This is a genomic window from Methylosinus sp. LW3, from assembly GCF_000527115.1.
GTDB lineage: Bacteria > Pseudomonadota > Alphaproteobacteria > Rhizobiales > Beijerinckiaceae > Methylosinus.
Genome location: NZ_AZUO01000001.1, coordinates 1,297,034 through 1,313,168 on the forward strand (window position 1 = coordinate 1,297,034; position 16,135 = coordinate 1,313,168).

Sequence of the window (16,135 nt, forward strand, 5' to 3'; positions counted from 1 at the left end):
AAAACCGGCCGAAAGGGTCAAATGGAGCGCCGTCCTCGTCCCTCCAGCGCGAGCGTGGGACATGATTAGCAGGGAGTGACCGGCGGCTCACGCCGGCTGCTCGTCCAGCGCCTTCTCCTTGCGGTCCGCCCCGCCGAGGCGGCGATAGACGAAAGCCGGCGCCGGCAGCAGCGACTCGTTCTGTCCGAGCGCGGCGAATTCCTCGTGATGAGCCGAGCGATGGCACGCCGGATCGGTCGCCGCCGCGTCGCCGGTGACGGCCAGCGCCTGGCAGCGGCAGCCGCCATAATCGACCGTCCGCTTGTCGCAGCTGCGGCAGGGCTCCTGCATCCACTCCTCGCCGCGGAAGGCCTCGAAGGCCGCGCCATTGCGCCAAATGTCGCCGAGCGGGCGCTGGCGCGCATTGTCGAAGGAAAGGCCCGGCAGGGTCTGCGCGGCGTGGCAGGGCAGGGCCTTGCCGGAGGGCGTCACCACCATGATGCTGCGACCCCAGCCGCCCGTGCAGGCCTTGGGGCGCGAGGCGTAATGGTCGTGGATCACGAAATCGAAATTGAGCACGCCTTGCAGGCGCTTCTTCGCCTCTTCCACGATCCCGACCGTGGCGAGGAATTTCTCGCGCGTCGGGATCAGCGCGGCGCGGTTCACTTCCGCCCAGGCGTAATATTGAATATGCGCCACCTCGAGCCGCTGCGCGCCGACCTCGACCGCGAAATCGATGATCTGCGGCAGATGGTCGATGTTCTGGCGATGGATCGGCGCATTGATGGTGAGGCCGAGGCCCAATTCCCGCGCCCAGCGCGCGACGTCGCGCTTCTTGGCGACGCCGCCCTCATAGCCGGAAATATGGTCGGAGCTTTCCGGGACCACATCCTGCACCGAGACCTGCACATGATCGAGGCCGATCTCGGCGAGATGCGCCAAACGCTCGCGCGTCAGAAGCACGGCGGATGTCACGAGATTGGTATAGAGGCCGGCGTCGACGGCGTGGGCGAGAATCTCCTCGAGATCACGGCGAATGGTCGGCTCGCCGCCGGAGAGATGCAGTTGCAGCGCGCCGATGGAGGCGGCCTGTCGGAACACGTCGCCCCATTCGCCGGAGGTGAGCTCCGTATTGGCGCGCTCGAGATCGAGCGGATTGGAGCAATAGGGGCATTGCAGCGGACAGCGATGCGTCAGCTCGGCGAGCAGGCCCGCCGGGCCGCGCTCGAAAGGCGCATAGGATTTCGCTGTCTGCGAGAGGGGAGGGGGCGAAAATGCGTCCGGCCCGTCGCGCAGCAGGCGCTTGTCGGCGAGGCCTTGCAGCAGCTTGACCACATCCGTCTGGATCACATCGACGGGCGCCGAATAGGTCTGCGCGAGACGCTGCGAAATCTCGGCGACGCTGGCGACGCCATCCACATGGCCGAGCACGGCGAGGCCGATCGGGTCGAGCTCATAGGCGCGTTCGGGCGCGAGGATCACCTTGCGCTGCCGCACGACATCCTCGTGCAGGCGCGAATAGCGCGTGAAGGCCGGCTTCGACTCCGGCGTCACAATGAAACGCGCTTCGCTCATTCTCTCGTCCTTCACTTCTCTCCCGGCGTAAACGCGCCGGGCGGGATGAGGCCGGTCACATAGGCCTGATGCAGCGCGTCGAGCTGCGCCCAGAGCACGTCGCATTTGAAGCGCACGGCGCCGACGCAGGCTTCCTGCTCCGCCCGCGTATAGGCGTGCTGGAGAATATACGACAGAGCGAAATCGCTGTCGCGCGGCGCCTGGGCGAGGCGGCGCTTGAAATAGGCCATCACGGAATCGTCGACGAAATCGTAATTCTCGAGCATTCCGGCGATGCGCTCGCGATGGATCGCCGGCGCGAACAGCTCCGTCAGCGATGACGCCACCGCTATGACGAGCGGCTGCTCGACGACGAAGCGCACATAGGCTTCCACAGCGAATTTCGTCGCCGGCAGCGCGCCCTTGCGCGAGGTGACGTAGTCGCGCGAGAGGCCGAGTCCGTCGGTCAGCACGAGCCAGCGCTCTATGCCGCCGCCTTCCTCGCCCAATCCGTCGTGATCATGGATGCGGTGAATCCATTCGCGCCGCAATTCGCGGTCGTGGACGCGGCTCATGAAGGCGGCGTCCTTGCGCGGCACCGCCTCCTGATAGCAATAGCGGTTGAGCGCCCAGGCCTGCACCTGGCCTTTGTTCAGCTTTCCGCCATGCAGCATTTTGTGGAACGGATGCTTGTCGTGATAGCGCTCCTCGCCCACGGCGCGGATCGCGGCCTCGAAGGCCTCCTTCGACAAGGGCGGCGCGTCATGCCACTCGGCCGTCGAGAAGTCGTTCATAGCGTCACCTCCATGCCGTCCGCGCCGATCTCCCATCCGGCCGCATTCACGATCGCGCGTTCCTTCGACGATGCGTCGAGAGTCGGATTGGAGTTGTTGATGTGCACATAGATCTTGCGCGCGACGGACAGATCCTCGAAGGCTTTCATCGAGCCGTCCTCGCCGCTCATATTGACATGGCCCATGCGCGAGCCGGTCTTGCCGAGCAATCCTTGCTCGATCATCTCGTTCTCATGGAATAAAGTTCCATCGAAGAAGACGAGGCTCGCGCCGCGCAGGCGCTCCTTCAGCGGCTCGTCGATGTTCGCGCAGCCGGGAATATAGAAGCAGCTCTTGCCCGTCGCCGTCTCGATGATCTCGACGCCGAGCGTGTCGCCCACTTGCGTGCCGAAACCCGCGACGCTCTTGTCCTCGAGCCAGAGCGCGATCTTGCCATGCACGGGAAACGCCTTCACCGCGAGGCCGAGATCGACGCCGGCGCCATGCAGGGGGATCGCCTCGTCGAAGGGAAATTCGACGCGCGTCACCAATTCGGGGACCAGAATGTCGAAGATGCGATTGCCGGCGAGCACATTCAAAATGCGCTCTGAGGAATAGATGGAGAATGCCTGCGCCTCGCGCAGATTGAGCAGGCCGGCGACGTGGTCCACGTCGCCATTGGTCAGCACGACGGATTTGATCGGGCTCGCGCGCAGGCCATCATGCGGGCCGGGCGAGAGTTGCGGCGCATGCGCGATCTGCTGGCGCAAATCAGGGGAGGCGTTGAGCAGCACGAAATCGACGCCATTGGCGCTGACCGCGAGCGAGGATTGCGTGCGCGCCGAGAAGCCGGGCTTGCCCTCGCGCACGGCTCGGCAATTGGCGCAATTGCAGTTCCATTGCGGGAAGCCGCCGCCGGCGCCCGATCCGAGTATTTTGATGAACATGACGCGAACCGCGACGGCGCCGTTTTTTAAAGGCGCAGTCTCTCCTCTCGAGCCGACGTTCTAGAGCGAAACCGCCTCTCTTCGAAGCGCTGTTTCGCTCCCCTCCCGATCTTTGTTTATTTTTCCCGACGCTCGCGCGTCGGAAGGCGGCTTTTTCGGCCGCGCGCCACTATGTCCAGGCGGCGGCGGGACGGCAAGCGCCAGATGGTCGCACGCCCTGCTCTAGCCAGCGGCCCGCATCGGCGGCGCGCTCGCCCGCAGCGCGCGCGCCAGGGAGTCGTAGATGCGCGGATCGTCCGATTGCGAGACGTTGAAGCGCAGATAGTCGCGGGCCGTCTGGCCGAGGCTGAAGGCGTTGCCGGGCGCGAGCACGATTCCCTCCGCGAGGCATAGCCGCGCGATCTGCGAGGCGTCGGCCTCGCCCGGCAGGCGCGCCCAGACGAACATGCCGGCCTTGGGCTCGACGAAGGGCGTGATCCCGAGCGCTTCGAGACGGCGGATCGTCGCCGTCATGGCCCCGGTGAGCCGCGCGCGCAGCGCCTCGAGATGGCGGCGATAGCCGCCGTCCTTCAGCAGCGTCAGCGCGATCTCGGCCGAGAGGCGCGGGCTGCCGAATTGCGTGGCGAGGCCGATATCGGCGATCTGCTCGATCCAATCGGGGCGGGCGGCGATATAGCCGCAACGCGCCGCGGCGGAGAGAGTCTTGGAGAAGCTGCCGATCTGAATGACGTTGCGAAGTCCGTCGAAAGCGGCGAGGCGAGGCGTCGGCGCGGTTTCGAAATCGGCGAAAATATCGTCCTCGACGATGATGAGGCCGGCGGGCTCGGCGAGCGCCATCAGCCGATGCGCCGTCGTCGAGGAGATGGCGGCGCCGGTCGGATTGTGGACGGCGGCATTGGTGAGATAGAGGCGCGGCCGCTTTTGCGCGAGGCTTTGCGCGAAAATCTCGAGATCGGGGCCGTTCGGCGTCATCGGCACGCCGACGATGTCGGCGCGATGCGCCTGCAGCAGAGCGCGGAAGTTGAAATAGCAGGGATCGTCGATCAGCACCGTGTCGCCGGGCTCGATCAGAAAACGGCAGACGAGGTCGATCGCCTGTGTCCCCGAGCCGGTCAGCAGAATCTGATCGGGCGCGGCGGCTATGTCCCGCTCGCCGAGGCGGCGGGCGATAAAGCCGCGCAGCGGAGCGAGGCCGAGCGGTTCGGAATAATCGGCGAGGGAGGCGGCGCTCCCCCGCGCCACGGCTTTCAGCGCCCGGCGCAGCGCCGCCTCGGGCATCCATTCGGCCGGCAGCCAGCCGCAGCCGGGGCGGAGCATTCCCTCGCCGGCCTCCAGCGATTGACGCGACATCCAGAGCGGATCGACCTCGCGATCGAGGCGCGGGCCGATCTTGCCCAGCGCCAGCGGCGCGAGTGGCGCTGAGACATAGAAGCCGGAGCCGGGGCGGGACCTTATGACGCCCTCGGCGGCGAGCCGCTCATAGGCCTCGACCACTGTGGAGACGGAAACGCCCATCGACCGCGCCGCCTGCCGCACCGAGGGGAGGCGCGCGCCGGGCGTCAGCTGGCGCGCCGCGATCCGCTCGCGGATCGTCGTCATCACCAGCTCGATCCGTCTGGGTTCGATCCGTTTCGGCGCCGAGGATGTTTCGGTCAAGCGTATTGCCTCCAAAGGCAGCACAGTTCACGGATATTGTCGAAACAGTTTATGAAAATTGTATCCGTCTGTCTCTGGCCGAGCAAGAGGCTCCGTCCGATCCTTCGCCGATGAGGAAAGGATGTTTCGATATGGATAGGACGACGGAAGGCTGGCTGAACGGCGCGATCGGGGTCTTGATCTTCAGCGGATCGCTGCCGGCGACGCGCGTCGCCGTCGGGGGCTTCGATCCCTTGTTTCTGACCGGCGCGCGCGCCTCCATCGCCGGGCTGATCGCGCTCTGCCTGTTGACGCTTTTCCGCGAGAGCAGGCCGAGCCGTAGCGAGCTTCTCTCGCTCGTCGGCGTGGCTTTGGGCGTGGTGGTCGGCTTTCCGCTGCTCAGTGCGCTGGCGCTGACGCGCATGACCTCGGCGCATTCGCTGGTCTTCGTCGGGCTGCTGCCCTTGGCGACGGCGGCTTTCGGCGTGCTGCGCGGCGGCGAGCGGCCGCGGCCGGGCTTTTGGCTCTGTGCGCTCGCCGGCGGCGCGCTCGTCGCCGGCTTCGCCTGGATGCGGAGCGACGGCGCGATTTCCTCGGGCGATCTTCTGATGCTCGGCGCGATCTTCGTCGCGGGCTTCGGCTATGCCGAAGGAGGGCTGCTGTCACGCCGGCTCGGCGGCTGGCGGGTGATTTGCTGGGCGCTGGCGCTCTCGCTGCCGGCGATGCTCGTCTGGACCGCCGTCAGCGCGCCGGAGGGGCTGCTCGCCACGCCGCCGCGCGCCTGGGTCGCGCTCGCCTATGTGGCGCTGTTCAGCATGTTGATCGGCTTCGTCTTCTGGTATCGCGGGCTGGCGCTGGGCGGCATCGCCGCCGTAGGGCAGTTGCAACTGCTCCAGCCTTTGCTCGGCCTCGGTCTCGCCGCTCTGTTTCTCGGCGAGACCGTGGAGCTCCCGCTCGTTTTCGTCACTGTCGGCGTTATCGCCGCAGTGGCGGGCGCGAAGGCCTTCGCGAAATAGCCCGCTCAGGCGCCGCGCGTCTTCTCCGCCTCCTGCCGCTCCAGCTCCTTATAGCGCTTCACGCCGAAGGGGATGGCGACGAGATAGGCGAGGCTCGCCAGCACCAAGGTCTCCATCGGATAGATGGCGAGCAGCAGCGCCGTCACGCCGACGCAGAACAGCACGAGAATGACATATTCACGCGGAATGCGGCCGATGCGCTTGCCGGAGAAATGCGGAATGCGGCTCGCCATCAGAAAGGCGATTCCCAGCACATAGACGATGAACAGCGGCACCAGCGCCTTGGAGCCGGGCAGGTCGACGACCGAGAGGTTGAGATAGAGCGGCAGCAGAACCGCGACCGCGCCAGCCGGCGCCGGCATGCCGACGAAGAAGTCCGAATGCCAAGCCGGGCGTCCGGGATCGTCCACGGTGACGTTGAAGCGGGCGAGGCGCAGCGCGCAGGCGATGGCGAAGACGAGCGCGGCGAACCAGCCGAGCCCTTTGATCTCGTGCAGTGACCAGAGATAGAGCAGAAGCGCCGGCGCGACGCCGAAATCGACGAAATCGGCGAGCGAGTCGAGCTCCGCGCCAAAGCGCGACGTGCCCTTGAGCGCGCGCGCGATGCGCCCGTCGAGGCCGTCCAGCACGGCGGCGGCGATGACGGCGGTGACGGCCGTGTCGAACTTGCCTTCCGTGGCGTAGCGGATCGCGGTGAGGCCCATGGCGAGCGCCAGCAGCGTGACCAGATTGGGCAGCACCACGCGGATCGGAATGGCGCGAAAGCGCAGGCGGCGCCGTTCCGAGGGCGACAATTGCGCGTCGCGGCCCTCGGGGCCGGCGTCGAAGGACGAAGGTTCGGTCATTGGGGAGGCCTTTGTCGCGGCGACGGCTCAGCCGGCCTTGAAGCTCAGAGGGGCGGCGGTGGAGTTCACATCCGCCAGAATGGTCTCGCCGGCGATGGCGCGCGAGCCCACGGCGATGCGAGGCTTGGCCCCGGTCGGCATATAGACGTCGACGCGCGAGCCGAAACGGATGAGGCCGAAACGGTCGCCGACGCCGATCGGCTCGCCACCCTGCACGAAGCAGACGATGCGCCGGGCCACGAGGCCGGCGATCTGCACCACGCCATAGCGGCCCGAGGGCGCGTCGATGACGATGCCATTGCGCTCATTGTCCTCGCTCGCCTTGTCGAGATCGGCGTTGAGGAAGATGCCGGGCTTATAGGCGACCTTGCTGATGCGGCCGGTGATGGGCGCGCGATTCACATGCACGTCGAAAACGCTCATGAAGATGGAGACGCGCTGCATCGGCTCCGCGCCCAGGCCGAGCTCGGCCGGCGGCAGGAAGAAGCCGATGGAGCAGACGACGCCATCCGCCGGCGACACCACGAGTCCCTCGCGCAAAGGCGTGAGGCGCTGCGGATCGCGGAAGAAATAGACGCACCAGGCGGTGGCGATGAAGCCGACCCAGCCGAGCGTCGAGGAAATCCAATGTAGCAGCAGGGCGGCGATGGCGAAGGCGGCGATGAAGATATAGCCTTCAGGATGGATCGGGACGAGCGATTTGCGGACCGATTCGAGGATCGACATGGATGAGAGGCTCCGAATGCGGCCCGTCGCCGCAGGCGGGGCGAGTTCTGCCATTTTGCGGCGCGAAAGTCACGCGGGCGAGCCGTCTGCGCCCTTGCCCCTGCCGCGGATTCACGACAGATAGGCGCGGTCGAAGCCCAAAGAGGCCGACACCCCTCGGGGAGGAAACATGAAAGACAATATTCGCAACGGAACGGCCCTGGCCATAGCGGCCGTCTCTCTCGCGCTCGCCGGCGCCGTGACGACCGCCATCGCGGCGACTCCCGGCAAGGTGCAATGCATCGGCGCCAACAGCTGCAAAGGCAAGAGCGACTGCCACAGCCCCAAGAACGCCTGCAAGGGCATGAACGCTTGCAAAGGCAAGGGCTGGGCCTTCGTCGAGTCCGAGGAGGCCTGCAAGGCCGCCGGCGGCAAGACGCTGAACTGACGTTCGCGGGACCGGCGGAGCGCGCCGGTCCCTTCTTCTCGCCGAAATAATGGGGCGTCTGTCTGCGCCGCGCCGGCCGCGCGGCGACGCGTGGCATGGGCGGAAATCGGAGGCCGCGCCGTGGCGACGGCCGAAATCGCCCCTTCTCGACAAATCGCCTCTTTGGCTTCATGAGGGGGCGCATGTTCCGCCCCTTCATCGACGATTTCCTCGCCTGCCTGCGCTTCTACTCCCGCCTGCCGGTTCCTGCGCCGCGGGGGCATGAGATGCCGGACTTTCGCACCGCGGTGCGGGCGCTGCCGCTCGCCGGCGCGCTGATCGCCCTCGCGCCGGCCTGGACGCTGCTCGCCGCCCATGCGCTCGGCCTGCCGCCGTTCCTCGCCGCCACGCTGGCGCTGGCGGCGCTGGTCGTCGTCACCGGCGCATTGCATGAGGACGGCCTCGCCGATCTCGCCGATGGTTGCGGCGGCGGCGTGACGCGGGAGGAGAAGCTCGAGATCATGCGCGACAGCCGGCTGGGCTCCTACGGCGCCCTCGCGCTGATGCTCTCGCTGGCGCTGCGCCTCGGCGCGCTGACGACGATCGCGCAGCGCGGGGTCTTCGAGGCGGCCGCCGTTCTCATTTTCGCAGCGTCGCTCTCGCGCACCGCCGGGCTGCTGCCGATCATGATCCTCGCGCCCGCGCGTGCGGACGGGGCCGGACACGCCGCCATGCGGCCGTTCAAGGAAGCGCTGCAGACGGCGGCGCTGCTGGCGAGCGCCTTCTCCATTCTGCCGATCGCGCTCGGAGTCTCGCCGGTCGCGGCTGTGCTCGCCGGCGCGCTGTCCATCGCCGCGGCCTATGCGACGGCCAAGCTCGCCGAGCGGCAGATCGGCGGCCTCACGGGCGATGTGCTCGGCGGCGCGCAGCAGGCGGCGGAGATCGCGGCGCTGCTCGTGTTCGCGAGCGGCGGCTGAGAGGCGTCAGGCGCTCGCCGCCTCCGCCATGCGCGCCGTCGCGCGCCGCACTTCATCGACGGCGGCGCGCAGCGTCTCGACGCCGGCGCCGGGCCTCACCGCCTCGCCCGCGAGGCGTCGGCGAAAGGCGCGTGCGCCGGGCCTGCCGGCGAAGAGGCCGAGCATATGCCGCGTCATGTTGGAGAGACGCTCGCCACACTGCAGCTGCGCCTCGATATAGGGAATGAAGGCTTCCACCGCGGCGAAGCCGTCCGCGAGCGGAGCCGCCTCGCCGAATAGCTCTGGATCGACGCGAAGCAGAAGCTCCGGCTCGTGATAGGCCGCGCGGCCGATCATCACGCCATCGACATGGGCGAGATGCAAACGCATATCCTCGAGCGTCGCAATGCCGCCGTTGATCGCGATCGGCAGGTTCGGATAGGCGCGCTTCAGCTCATAGACGAGGCCGTAGTCGAGCGGCGGAACGTCGCGATTCTCCTTGGGCGAGAGGCCCGAGAGCCAAGCCTTGCGGGCGTGGACGACGAGCGCGTCGCAGCCGGCGGCGACGGCGCGCTCGGCGAGGCCGAACAGCGCGGGTTTCGGCTCCTGATCATCGACGCCGATGCGGCATTTGACGGTGACGGGAAGCGCGACCGCGTCCTTCATCGCCTTCACGCAATCGGCGACGAGATCGGGCCGCAGCATGAGGCAGGCGCCGAAAGCGCCGTTCTGCACGCGATCCGATGGGCAGCCGACATTGAGATTGATCTCGTCGAAACCATAGGGCTCGGCGATGCGCGCAGCCTTGGCCAGCTCGCCCGGATCGGACCCGCCGAGCTGCAGCGCGAGCGGGCGCTCGGCCGCGTCGAAGCCGAGCAGCCGATCGCGATCGCCGAAGATCACAGCGCCGGTGGTGAGCATCTCCGTAAAGAGCCGCGCGCGGCGCGACATCAGCCGAAGGAAGAACCGGCAGTGACGGTCCGTCCAGTCCATCATCGGCGCGGTAGAGAATCTAATATCTTGATTTGTAAGCGATTTCATTTTAGTCTCAAGGCCATAGGTCGGGTCGTGTGCACTCTCCGGTACGCCTCGATACGACACTTTTCGCTCCTTTTCGACTTCTCAGTGCACACAGAGCGCACACGAAATGGCGACCTTCACGAGGCTCAAATCCGGCTCCTGGCGCGCTCAAGTTCGACGCAAGGGGAAATACGTCAACGAGACGTTTCTCCGCCGGCGCGACGCCGAGGAGTGGGCGCTCGACATAGAGCGCCGGATCGACCGCGGCGAGTCGCCGTCGAAGCGTGCGCGAAAGGGAGCTCGAACATTCGGCGATCTCGTCCGGCTCCATAGAGACGATCTCACGGAGGTCGGAAAGCGGATCGGCCGGTCGAAAGCCGCGAGCCTCAAATCTCTCGAGCGTCGCCTCGGGCGATTGAAGATTTCGGAGCTCGATCGAGAGCGGCTCATTCAATTCGGTCGAGATAGAGCGAAGGAAGGAGCCGGTCCCGTCACGCTCGGCATCGACCTCGGCTACATCAAGACGATTTTGTCGCATGCGGCGGCGGTTCACGGCATTCAGCTTTCAACGGAGCCGACCGACCTCGCACGCATTGCGCTGAACCGTTTGGGATTGGTCGGGAAGGGAAACGAGCGTGATCGTCGGCCGACGCAGGACGAGATTGATCGCATCATCGCGCGATCCGATTTGACTCCGCAGCTGACAATTCCGTTGGGACGGATTGTACGCTTCGCGATCGCGACTGCGATGCGGCTCGATGAAATTTGCCGCGTCGCTTGGGATGACTTCGATCCCGACCATAAGATGCTGATCGTCAGAGATCGGAAAGACCCGCGTCGGAAGTCGGGAAACAATCAGAAGATTCCTCTTCTCGACGTGAGTGGCTATGACGCATGCGCGCTCGTTAACGAGCAGAAGGGAGCCTCGAAAAGCAGCAAGGGTCGAATTTTTCCATACAATAGTCGATCGGTGGGGACCGCGTTTCGTCGGACATGTCGCGCCCTCAAGATTTCCGACCTACATTTTCATGATTTACGGCATGAAGGCGCGAGCCGGCTTTTCGAGGCGGGCTTCTCGATCGAGCAAGTGGCGCTCGTCACCGGGCATCGAGACTGGAAGATGCTTCGTCGATATACACACCTCAAGCCGGAACAGTTGCATGCTCGGAAGAATGGGGTGGCAGCTTGAACTCTTTGCGCCAAGGGCGTTAGAAACGAAGGCATATCGCGGCTCGAAAAAATGTCTGTTTCAATCGGCTCCGGACGATGAGTCGAGAAGCTCGGCAAGGCCATCTTGAACTGCGGGTAGGTCGAGCCGTTTCCACCTCCCGAGGCCACGGCGTCGAGACCTCGGCCGGCAGCGCCGGCGACGGCTACAACAACGCGCTCGCCGAGACGATCAACGGACTCTGCGATGCGAGCCCTGGCGAAGCTCCGAGGCCATGGAGTTCGCCAGGCTCGAATGGGTTGATCGGTTCGACTAGCATAGACTGCTAGAGCCGATCGGAAACATCCCGCCGACGCCGAAGCGCGCTATCACGCGCAACTCGAGGAGCCCGCCATACCGGTCTGACTCAAACAAATTGGCCTCCAGCGATTCCCGGGGTGTTTCAACGTGATCCTCAGGCTCGCCCACGACCCTACAGGCCGAAAGGCGTGCCGGAGCACGCTGCAGAGGTGCGCCGCTAAGAGCTGCGCCCGTTCGTCAGGACTTGCGATATTTCTCATACAGGCGATCGGCGTTGGACCAATTGATCGCGGCCATGACGACCTTCACATAGTCGGCGGCTTTGGCTCCGAAGTCCATTTGGTAGGCGTGCTCGAACATGTCGAGAACCAGGATCGGATCGCCTCCGGCGATGCTCTGGGTGTGATCACTCGCCCATGAATTGACGAGCCTCTGCCCGTGCTTGTCATAGGCGAGGATGACCCACCCGGATCCGCCGCCGAGCGCCTTGCCCATGGCGGTGAATTCCGAGCGCCAGCGATCGAAGGAGCCGAAGTCGCGCTCGATTGCCTCGGCGAGCGCGGCGCCCGGCTTGCCGGCTTCGCCGAGGCCCGCGAAATAGATTTCGTGCAGGATCATGGAATTGGTCGCGATCAGCTCTTCGCGCTTCAGCCCGTTGATCTGGAACCCCGGCGCCTTGTCGAAGTCGAGCCCCGCGAGCTGCTCGGCGATGGCGTTCAGTCGTTTGACCGCGCCGCCGTAATTGTTCTCGTAATGAGAGACGAGAATCTTCTCCGAGAATCCCTTCACGCTTTTCGGATCGAAGGGCAGCGGCTTTATGGAGTGAACGAAGGGCTTTCGCGTGGACGCGGCGGCGTCTTCCGCTCGCGTGCGATTCGTCGCGAGCGCCGCGCTCGCCGTCACGGCGGCGCCGAGGAAAATTCTACGGTCGAGTTGATGGGTCATCGTCTGCCTCCTCGAGAATGTTCGGTCAGTGTTCGCCGCGCCTCGTTCAGGGCAGCGCGCCTTCATCCACATCGCGGTCGAAGCCATTGGATGAAGACCTACGCGTGCGATGCGTGCCAGAGCGCCGCGAAGGACATCGGCGCGAGCGAATAGTCGACGCCGACCCGCATCGCCTGCCTTTCACGCCGGGCCAGAGCCTGAGCCGGCGCCGCGCCGAAGATAAACAGCAATACCCCGGCCGCCGTGCATAGCGCGAGGGTGCGCGGCGCGCCGAGACCGAAACGAAACAAGGCGAACGCCGCGCCGATCGTCAAAAGCAACGCCAGAGGATCGACGCTCGCGAGCAAGGGAATCTCGAAGGAGAAGCCGAGCCCCCGCACGGGCGCCGTCTCGTGGAACAGGACATGGATGGAGAACCAGATGGCCAAATTGAGGATGACGCCGACGACCGACGCGGTGATGGCCGTGAGCGCCCCGGCAAGTGCGCGATTGTCACGCAACTGTTCGACGTAGGGCGCGCCCAGAAAAATCCAGAGAAAACACGGGGTGAAGGTCACCCATGTCGTCAACAGGCCTCCGAGAGCGCCGGCGAAGATCGGCGAGAGGACGCCCGGCTCCCGATACGCCGCGAGGAATCCGACGAATTGCAGAACGATGACCAGCGGGCCGGGCGTCGTTTCGGCCAGTCCGAGTCCGTCGAGCATCTCGTGTGAATGCAGCCAATGAAATTCATCGACGGCTTGCTGAGCGACATAGGCGAGAACCGCATAGGCTCCGCCGAAAGTCACCATCGCCATCTTGCTGAAGAACACGGCGATCTGACTGAAGACGTTCGCCGGCCCGAGCGTCAGCGCCAGGATCGTCACGGGCGCGAGCCAGAGGAACAAGCAGACAGTCACGCATTGCAACGTCTTTCGAGCGGAAGCAGTCGTATGGAGAGGGAGAAGGTCGCCGAGCAGGCTGTCGTCGGTTTTCGTGCCGCTCGCGTGAGCGCGGCCGGAGAATTGCGGCCATCCCCTCCTTCCGCCGAAATAGCCGACGAGGCCTGCGCCGAGAATGATGAGCGGGAACGCCACGTCGAAAAAGAAAATCGATGCGAAAGCGGCCGCGGCGATCGCTTGCAGAGCCCGGCTCGCGAGCGCGCGCTTCCCGATGCGGATCACCGCCTCGACGACAATGGCGAGAACGGCGGCCTTGAGACCGAACAACGCCGCCGCCACGACACCGATCTTACCGAACAGCACATAGACGACGCTCAGCCCCATGATAGCGGCCGCGCCAGGGAGCACGAAAAGGCCGCCGGCCATGACGCCGCCGAGCGTTCCGTGCATCAGCCAGCCGACATAGGTCGCGAGCTGCTGCGCTTCTGGACCGGGGAGCAGCATGCAGTAGTTGAGCGCATGTAAAAATCGACTCTCGGAGAGCCAGCGCTTCTCCTCCACGAGAACCTTGTGCATGAGAGCGATCTGCCCCGCTGGACCGCCGAAACTCAAGACGGCGATCCGCGCCCATACGTCGAACGCCTCGCGCAAAGAGACGCCGTGAGCGCGCGCACGACTTCCCGTCAGCGCGCTCATGGCGTCTTTCCCGACTTGGTCGGAGGCCAGTTGTGAGGTTCGTCGGCAGCGTCGCGGCGCCAACGATAAAAGGCGTCATAGAGCGTCATTCCCGCTTCGAGCAGTTCGAGATCATCCGCATACATTCGGGACAAACCGAGCGACGCCGCGAGCAGGCCGGCCGCTTCCGGCGCGAGATCGGTGCGGGCCGTGTCGGCTCCGCGCACGATGACGGCAAGCCCTCGCAAGGGCTCTATCGTCAGTCCCCATTCATCGAGCATGGTGTCGAATGTGCAGCGTTCGCCCCGGTGGCTCCAGAAGGCGCCGTCGATGTCGAACGCCGCGCCGCCGAAGCGTTCGGCGACCGAGGAGACTTCGGCGGGCGCGACAAAGAGAAACACCGCTTTCGGATCGACGAAGCGGCGGATCAGCCACGGACAGGCGATGCGATCGACCTTCGGCCGCGTCCGTGTGACCCATATCGTGCGACCCAGACGGTCGCGCGGAGGAAGCTTCGCTTCCGGGATGAGCGGGCCGCCGGCCTCAACCCATGCGACGTAGCCGCCGCTCAGAACGTCCGCCGACGATGCGCCCGCTTGCCGCAGCCATGCCGCAACGCCTTCGCCGGATGCGCCGCCGATCTGGTCGACGACGATGGCTGCGCGACCGGCGAACTCGGACGCCCACTCGGAAACAGAAGCCTGATCGCGGCGCAGGGCGCCCGCGACGAAACGCGGGTCCGCCTTGAATTCTTCCGTCGTCCGCACATCGACGAGCGCCGGACAATGGCGGACGCCGATGAGACGCGCGAGCTTGTCGGGAGAGATGGAGTTGATCGACGACATGATGCGCCCTTGGTGGAGAACCGGACGCGATTCTTGGGCATGTCGCCTCGTGGGGAGATCGCTTCCCCATGAGCGGACGTTACACCAAACCTGCCGAAGTCTGTCAATACCGTCCGGAATCCGGGTCGCCGCCGCGGCTCCTCGGACACGGGCGATGGGGCGATCTGGCAATTGGCTCCCGATGTGAGGCCCGCGGCCTACGGTTCGCGGCGGTGGCTGCGTAACGTAACCCTTCGCCGGACGCTGTCGAAGGGCAGGCGCGGCCCGCGAAATCCTCGGTGATCATGATGTCGATGGCGGCGGTCAGACTGCTGCGGCGCTTCCCGGCTGCCGCGCCCGTGCGCAATTCGGCCTCGGCCACCGCGCTAAAAACAGCTTGGTCGAGTCCTGCGCCGCGAACCAGCCTAACATCGGCTGTACGGGCTTAAGCCGCATCAGCTCGGAGACGACGTTTGTGTCGAACCGGATGACGGCGTCGCTCATGAGAACGATGGCGGTTCGCGCATCGGGCCGCGCGCGGGAAGCTCCAACTCCACGCCGCCGATGGCGGCGAAGCGGGCGTGAATAGCCTGGCCGAGATTCGTCGGGGCGATGACGCCGCCGATCGCGCGACGCAGAATTTCCCGCGCTTCTTCTTCCCTGGAGCGGCCATGTTCAGCCGCGCGCATGCGTAAGCGGCGCTTCAACGGCACTCAGGTTTGGCGTTGCCGGATGGATCGCGAGACGTGAATTTCGCCGGACGCGCCACTCGGGCCTTTTCTGGCCTCGCCAGCGAGGGGAGCGAAGCAAAAGCACCGTCCGCCCAACGATCCTTGATAGGGAGCGTTGCGGCTGTGGCGGTACAGTCGAAATTGCACGGATGTGTTCGGCACCGCAAGCGTCAAAGACGTCTCGTCGGCGGCGATGATATCGACTTCGAGCGCCTCTCCAGGGCGGTCTATGTCAGTGAGAGTTATTCGTCTTTCCACGACAGATGCTCCCAAAACGAATTTTTGAAATTGATCAACGTCAATCGTGCCGCTGGTCGGCTCCTGATGGTGCAAGCGCAATGCGTCGCCGTAGCCGGCGTACCGAGAGCGCGATCGACTAATTGTCCGTTCGCCGCATTCTCACGTTTTCCAATGCCTCTCGTATCATTTCGTCGACCGCGAATCGGACATTGCTCTCGAGCGCGTCGAGCCCATCTCTGCCGATCAGATAGAGAGCGTCGTCGACGTGCGATTCGAGGAAATAGCGGGAGATGATCGGCTGGTCGAAACCTGCGCCTCTCGATCTCGCTCTGATGCTCGCTATCGCAGCGTCACGCAGCGCGCGAGCGAACTGCTCGCGCGTGCTCAACAAAATCGTCGCCAAAGAGACGGCGTGACCCAGATGCTTCTCACGCATTTTCGGACTCTCGGTCGTTTACGGACTCGCCCCCTCTGCCGCGCCGGCGCTTCCCTTCCTCGAACCGGCGGCGATCGT

At 65.4% G+C, this 16,135-nt stretch carries 16 protein-coding genes and 1 pseudogene; 6 read left to right on the forward strand and 11 right to left on the reverse strand.

The genetic code is table 11. The features are described from left to right. Nucleotides 1–87 precede the first annotated feature (87 nt). The 4 genes from pqqE to METLW3_RS0106490 form a co-directional block, all read right to left on the reverse strand. Nucleotides 88–1,554 carry a pyrroloquinoline quinone biosynthesis protein PqqE gene (pqqE, locus tag METLW3_RS0106475; protein WP_024879153.1) on the reverse strand — a complete coding sequence of 489 codons (1,467 nt, stop codon included), beginning with the start codon at nucleotides 1,552–1,554 and terminating at the stop codon, nucleotides 88–90. A gap of 11 nt (nucleotides 1,555–1,565) precedes the next feature. Next, nucleotides 1,566–2,327, reverse strand: a complete 762-nt coding sequence (pqqC, locus tag METLW3_RS0106480; protein ID WP_024879154.1) for a pyrroloquinoline-quinone synthase PqqC — start codon at nucleotides 2,325–2,327, stop codon at nucleotides 1,566–1,568. Further along, complete coding sequence (pqqB, locus tag METLW3_RS0106485) at nucleotides 2,324–3,253, reverse strand: pyrroloquinoline quinone biosynthesis protein PqqB (protein ID WP_024879155.1); 930 nt, start codon at nucleotides 3,251–3,253, stop codon at nucleotides 2,324–2,326. The genes pqqC and pqqB overlap by 4 nt, the downstream gene beginning before the upstream one ends. A 222-nt stretch (nucleotides 3,254–3,475) precedes the next feature. Next, entirely contained in the window at nucleotides 3,476–4,852 is a 1,377-nt protein-coding gene (locus METLW3_RS0106490; RefSeq protein WP_051465502.1) for a PLP-dependent aminotransferase family protein, read from the reverse strand. Between the two features lie 188 nt (nucleotides 4,853–5,040). Here METLW3_RS0106490 and METLW3_RS0106495 point away from each other — a divergent pair, with 188 nt between their 5' ends. After that, on the forward strand, nucleotides 5,041–5,904 hold the full coding sequence (locus METLW3_RS0106495; RefSeq protein WP_024879157.1) for a DMT family transporter: 864 nt from the start codon (nucleotides 5,041–5,043) through the stop codon (nucleotides 5,902–5,904). A 5-nt stretch (nucleotides 5,905–5,909) separates the two neighbouring features. On the opposite strand, the gene pssA is transcribed toward METLW3_RS0106495, so the two are convergent. Both pssA and METLW3_RS0106505 read right to left on the reverse strand, forming a co-directional pair. Further along, nucleotides 5,910–6,749, reverse strand: a complete 840-nt coding sequence (gene pssA / locus METLW3_RS0106500; protein WP_024879158.1) for a CDP-diacylglycerol--serine O-phosphatidyltransferase — start codon at nucleotides 6,747–6,749, stop codon at nucleotides 5,910–5,912. Between the two features lie 27 nt (nucleotides 6,750–6,776). Then, a complete protein-coding gene (locus METLW3_RS0106505; protein WP_024879159.1) occupies nucleotides 6,777–7,475 on the reverse strand; it encodes a phosphatidylserine decarboxylase in 699 nt (232 codons plus the stop codon). Between the two features lie 169 nt (nucleotides 7,476–7,644). Between METLW3_RS0106505 and METLW3_RS0106510 the strand changes: the two genes are divergently transcribed. Beyond that, nucleotides 7,645–7,902, forward strand: coding sequence for a hypothetical protein (locus tag METLW3_RS0106510; RefSeq protein ID WP_024879160.1), 258 nt, complete (start codon nucleotides 7,645–7,647; stop codon nucleotides 7,900–7,902). Nucleotides 7,903–8,084: 182 nt separating this feature from the next. Continuing rightward, nucleotides 8,085–8,858 carry an adenosylcobinamide-GDP ribazoletransferase gene (gene cobS, locus METLW3_RS0106515; protein WP_024879161.1) on the forward strand — a complete coding sequence of 258 codons (774 nt, stop codon included), beginning with the start codon at nucleotides 8,085–8,087 and terminating at the stop codon, nucleotides 8,856–8,858. Between the two features lie 6 nt (nucleotides 8,859–8,864). On the opposite strand, the gene dusA is transcribed toward cobS, so the two are convergent. Beyond that, nucleotides 8,865–9,878, reverse strand: coding sequence for a tRNA dihydrouridine(20/20a) synthase DusA (gene dusA / locus METLW3_RS0106520; protein ID WP_084484790.1), 1,014 nt, complete (start codon nucleotides 9,876–9,878; stop codon nucleotides 8,865–8,867). A gap of 394 nt (nucleotides 9,879–10,272) precedes the next feature. Here dusA and METLW3_RS0106525 point away from each other — a divergent pair, with 394 nt between their 5' ends. Together METLW3_RS0106525 and METLW3_RS29030 are read left to right on the forward strand one after the other, a co-directional pair. Then, on the forward strand, nucleotides 10,273–11,046 hold the full coding sequence (locus METLW3_RS0106525) for a site-specific integrase (protein WP_245267237.1): 774 nt from the start codon (nucleotides 10,273–10,275) through the stop codon (nucleotides 11,044–11,046). 149 nt (nucleotides 11,047–11,195) lie between these two features. Continuing rightward, nucleotides 11,196–11,430, forward strand: a pseudogene (locus METLW3_RS29030) (IS3 family transposase); the annotation flags it as partial. 132 nt (nucleotides 11,431–11,562) lie between these two features. On the opposite strand, the gene METLW3_RS0106530 reads toward METLW3_RS29030, so the two are convergent. From METLW3_RS0106530 to METLW3_RS0106550, 4 genes are all read right to left on the reverse strand, one after another. Then, complete coding sequence (locus tag METLW3_RS0106530) at nucleotides 11,563–12,270, reverse strand: superoxide dismutase (RefSeq protein ID WP_024879164.1); 708 nt, start codon at nucleotides 12,268–12,270, stop codon at nucleotides 11,563–11,565. A gap of 98 nt (nucleotides 12,271–12,368) precedes the next feature. Beyond that, entirely contained in the window at nucleotides 12,369–13,847 is a 1,479-nt protein-coding gene (chrA, locus tag METLW3_RS0106535) for a chromate efflux transporter (RefSeq protein ID WP_024879165.1), read from the reverse strand. After that, a complete protein-coding gene (locus tag METLW3_RS0106540) occupies nucleotides 13,844–14,671 on the reverse strand; it encodes a sulfurtransferase/chromate resistance protein (protein ID WP_024879166.1) in 828 nt (275 codons plus the stop codon). The genes chrA and METLW3_RS0106540 overlap by 4 nt, the downstream gene beginning before the upstream one ends. A gap of 479 nt (nucleotides 14,672–15,150) precedes the next feature. Continuing rightward, on the reverse strand, nucleotides 15,151–15,339 hold the full coding sequence (locus METLW3_RS0106550) for a hypothetical protein (RefSeq protein WP_051465503.1): 189 nt from the start codon (nucleotides 15,337–15,339) through the stop codon (nucleotides 15,151–15,153). Nucleotides 15,340–15,911: 572 nt separating this feature from the next. Here METLW3_RS0106550 and METLW3_RS29275 point away from each other — a divergent pair. After that, nucleotides 15,912–16,037 carry a hypothetical protein gene (locus tag METLW3_RS29275; RefSeq protein WP_274541223.1) on the forward strand — a complete coding sequence of 42 codons (126 nt, stop codon included), beginning with the start codon at nucleotides 15,912–15,914 and terminating at the stop codon, nucleotides 16,035–16,037. Nucleotides 16,038–16,135: the final 98 nt, after the last annotated feature.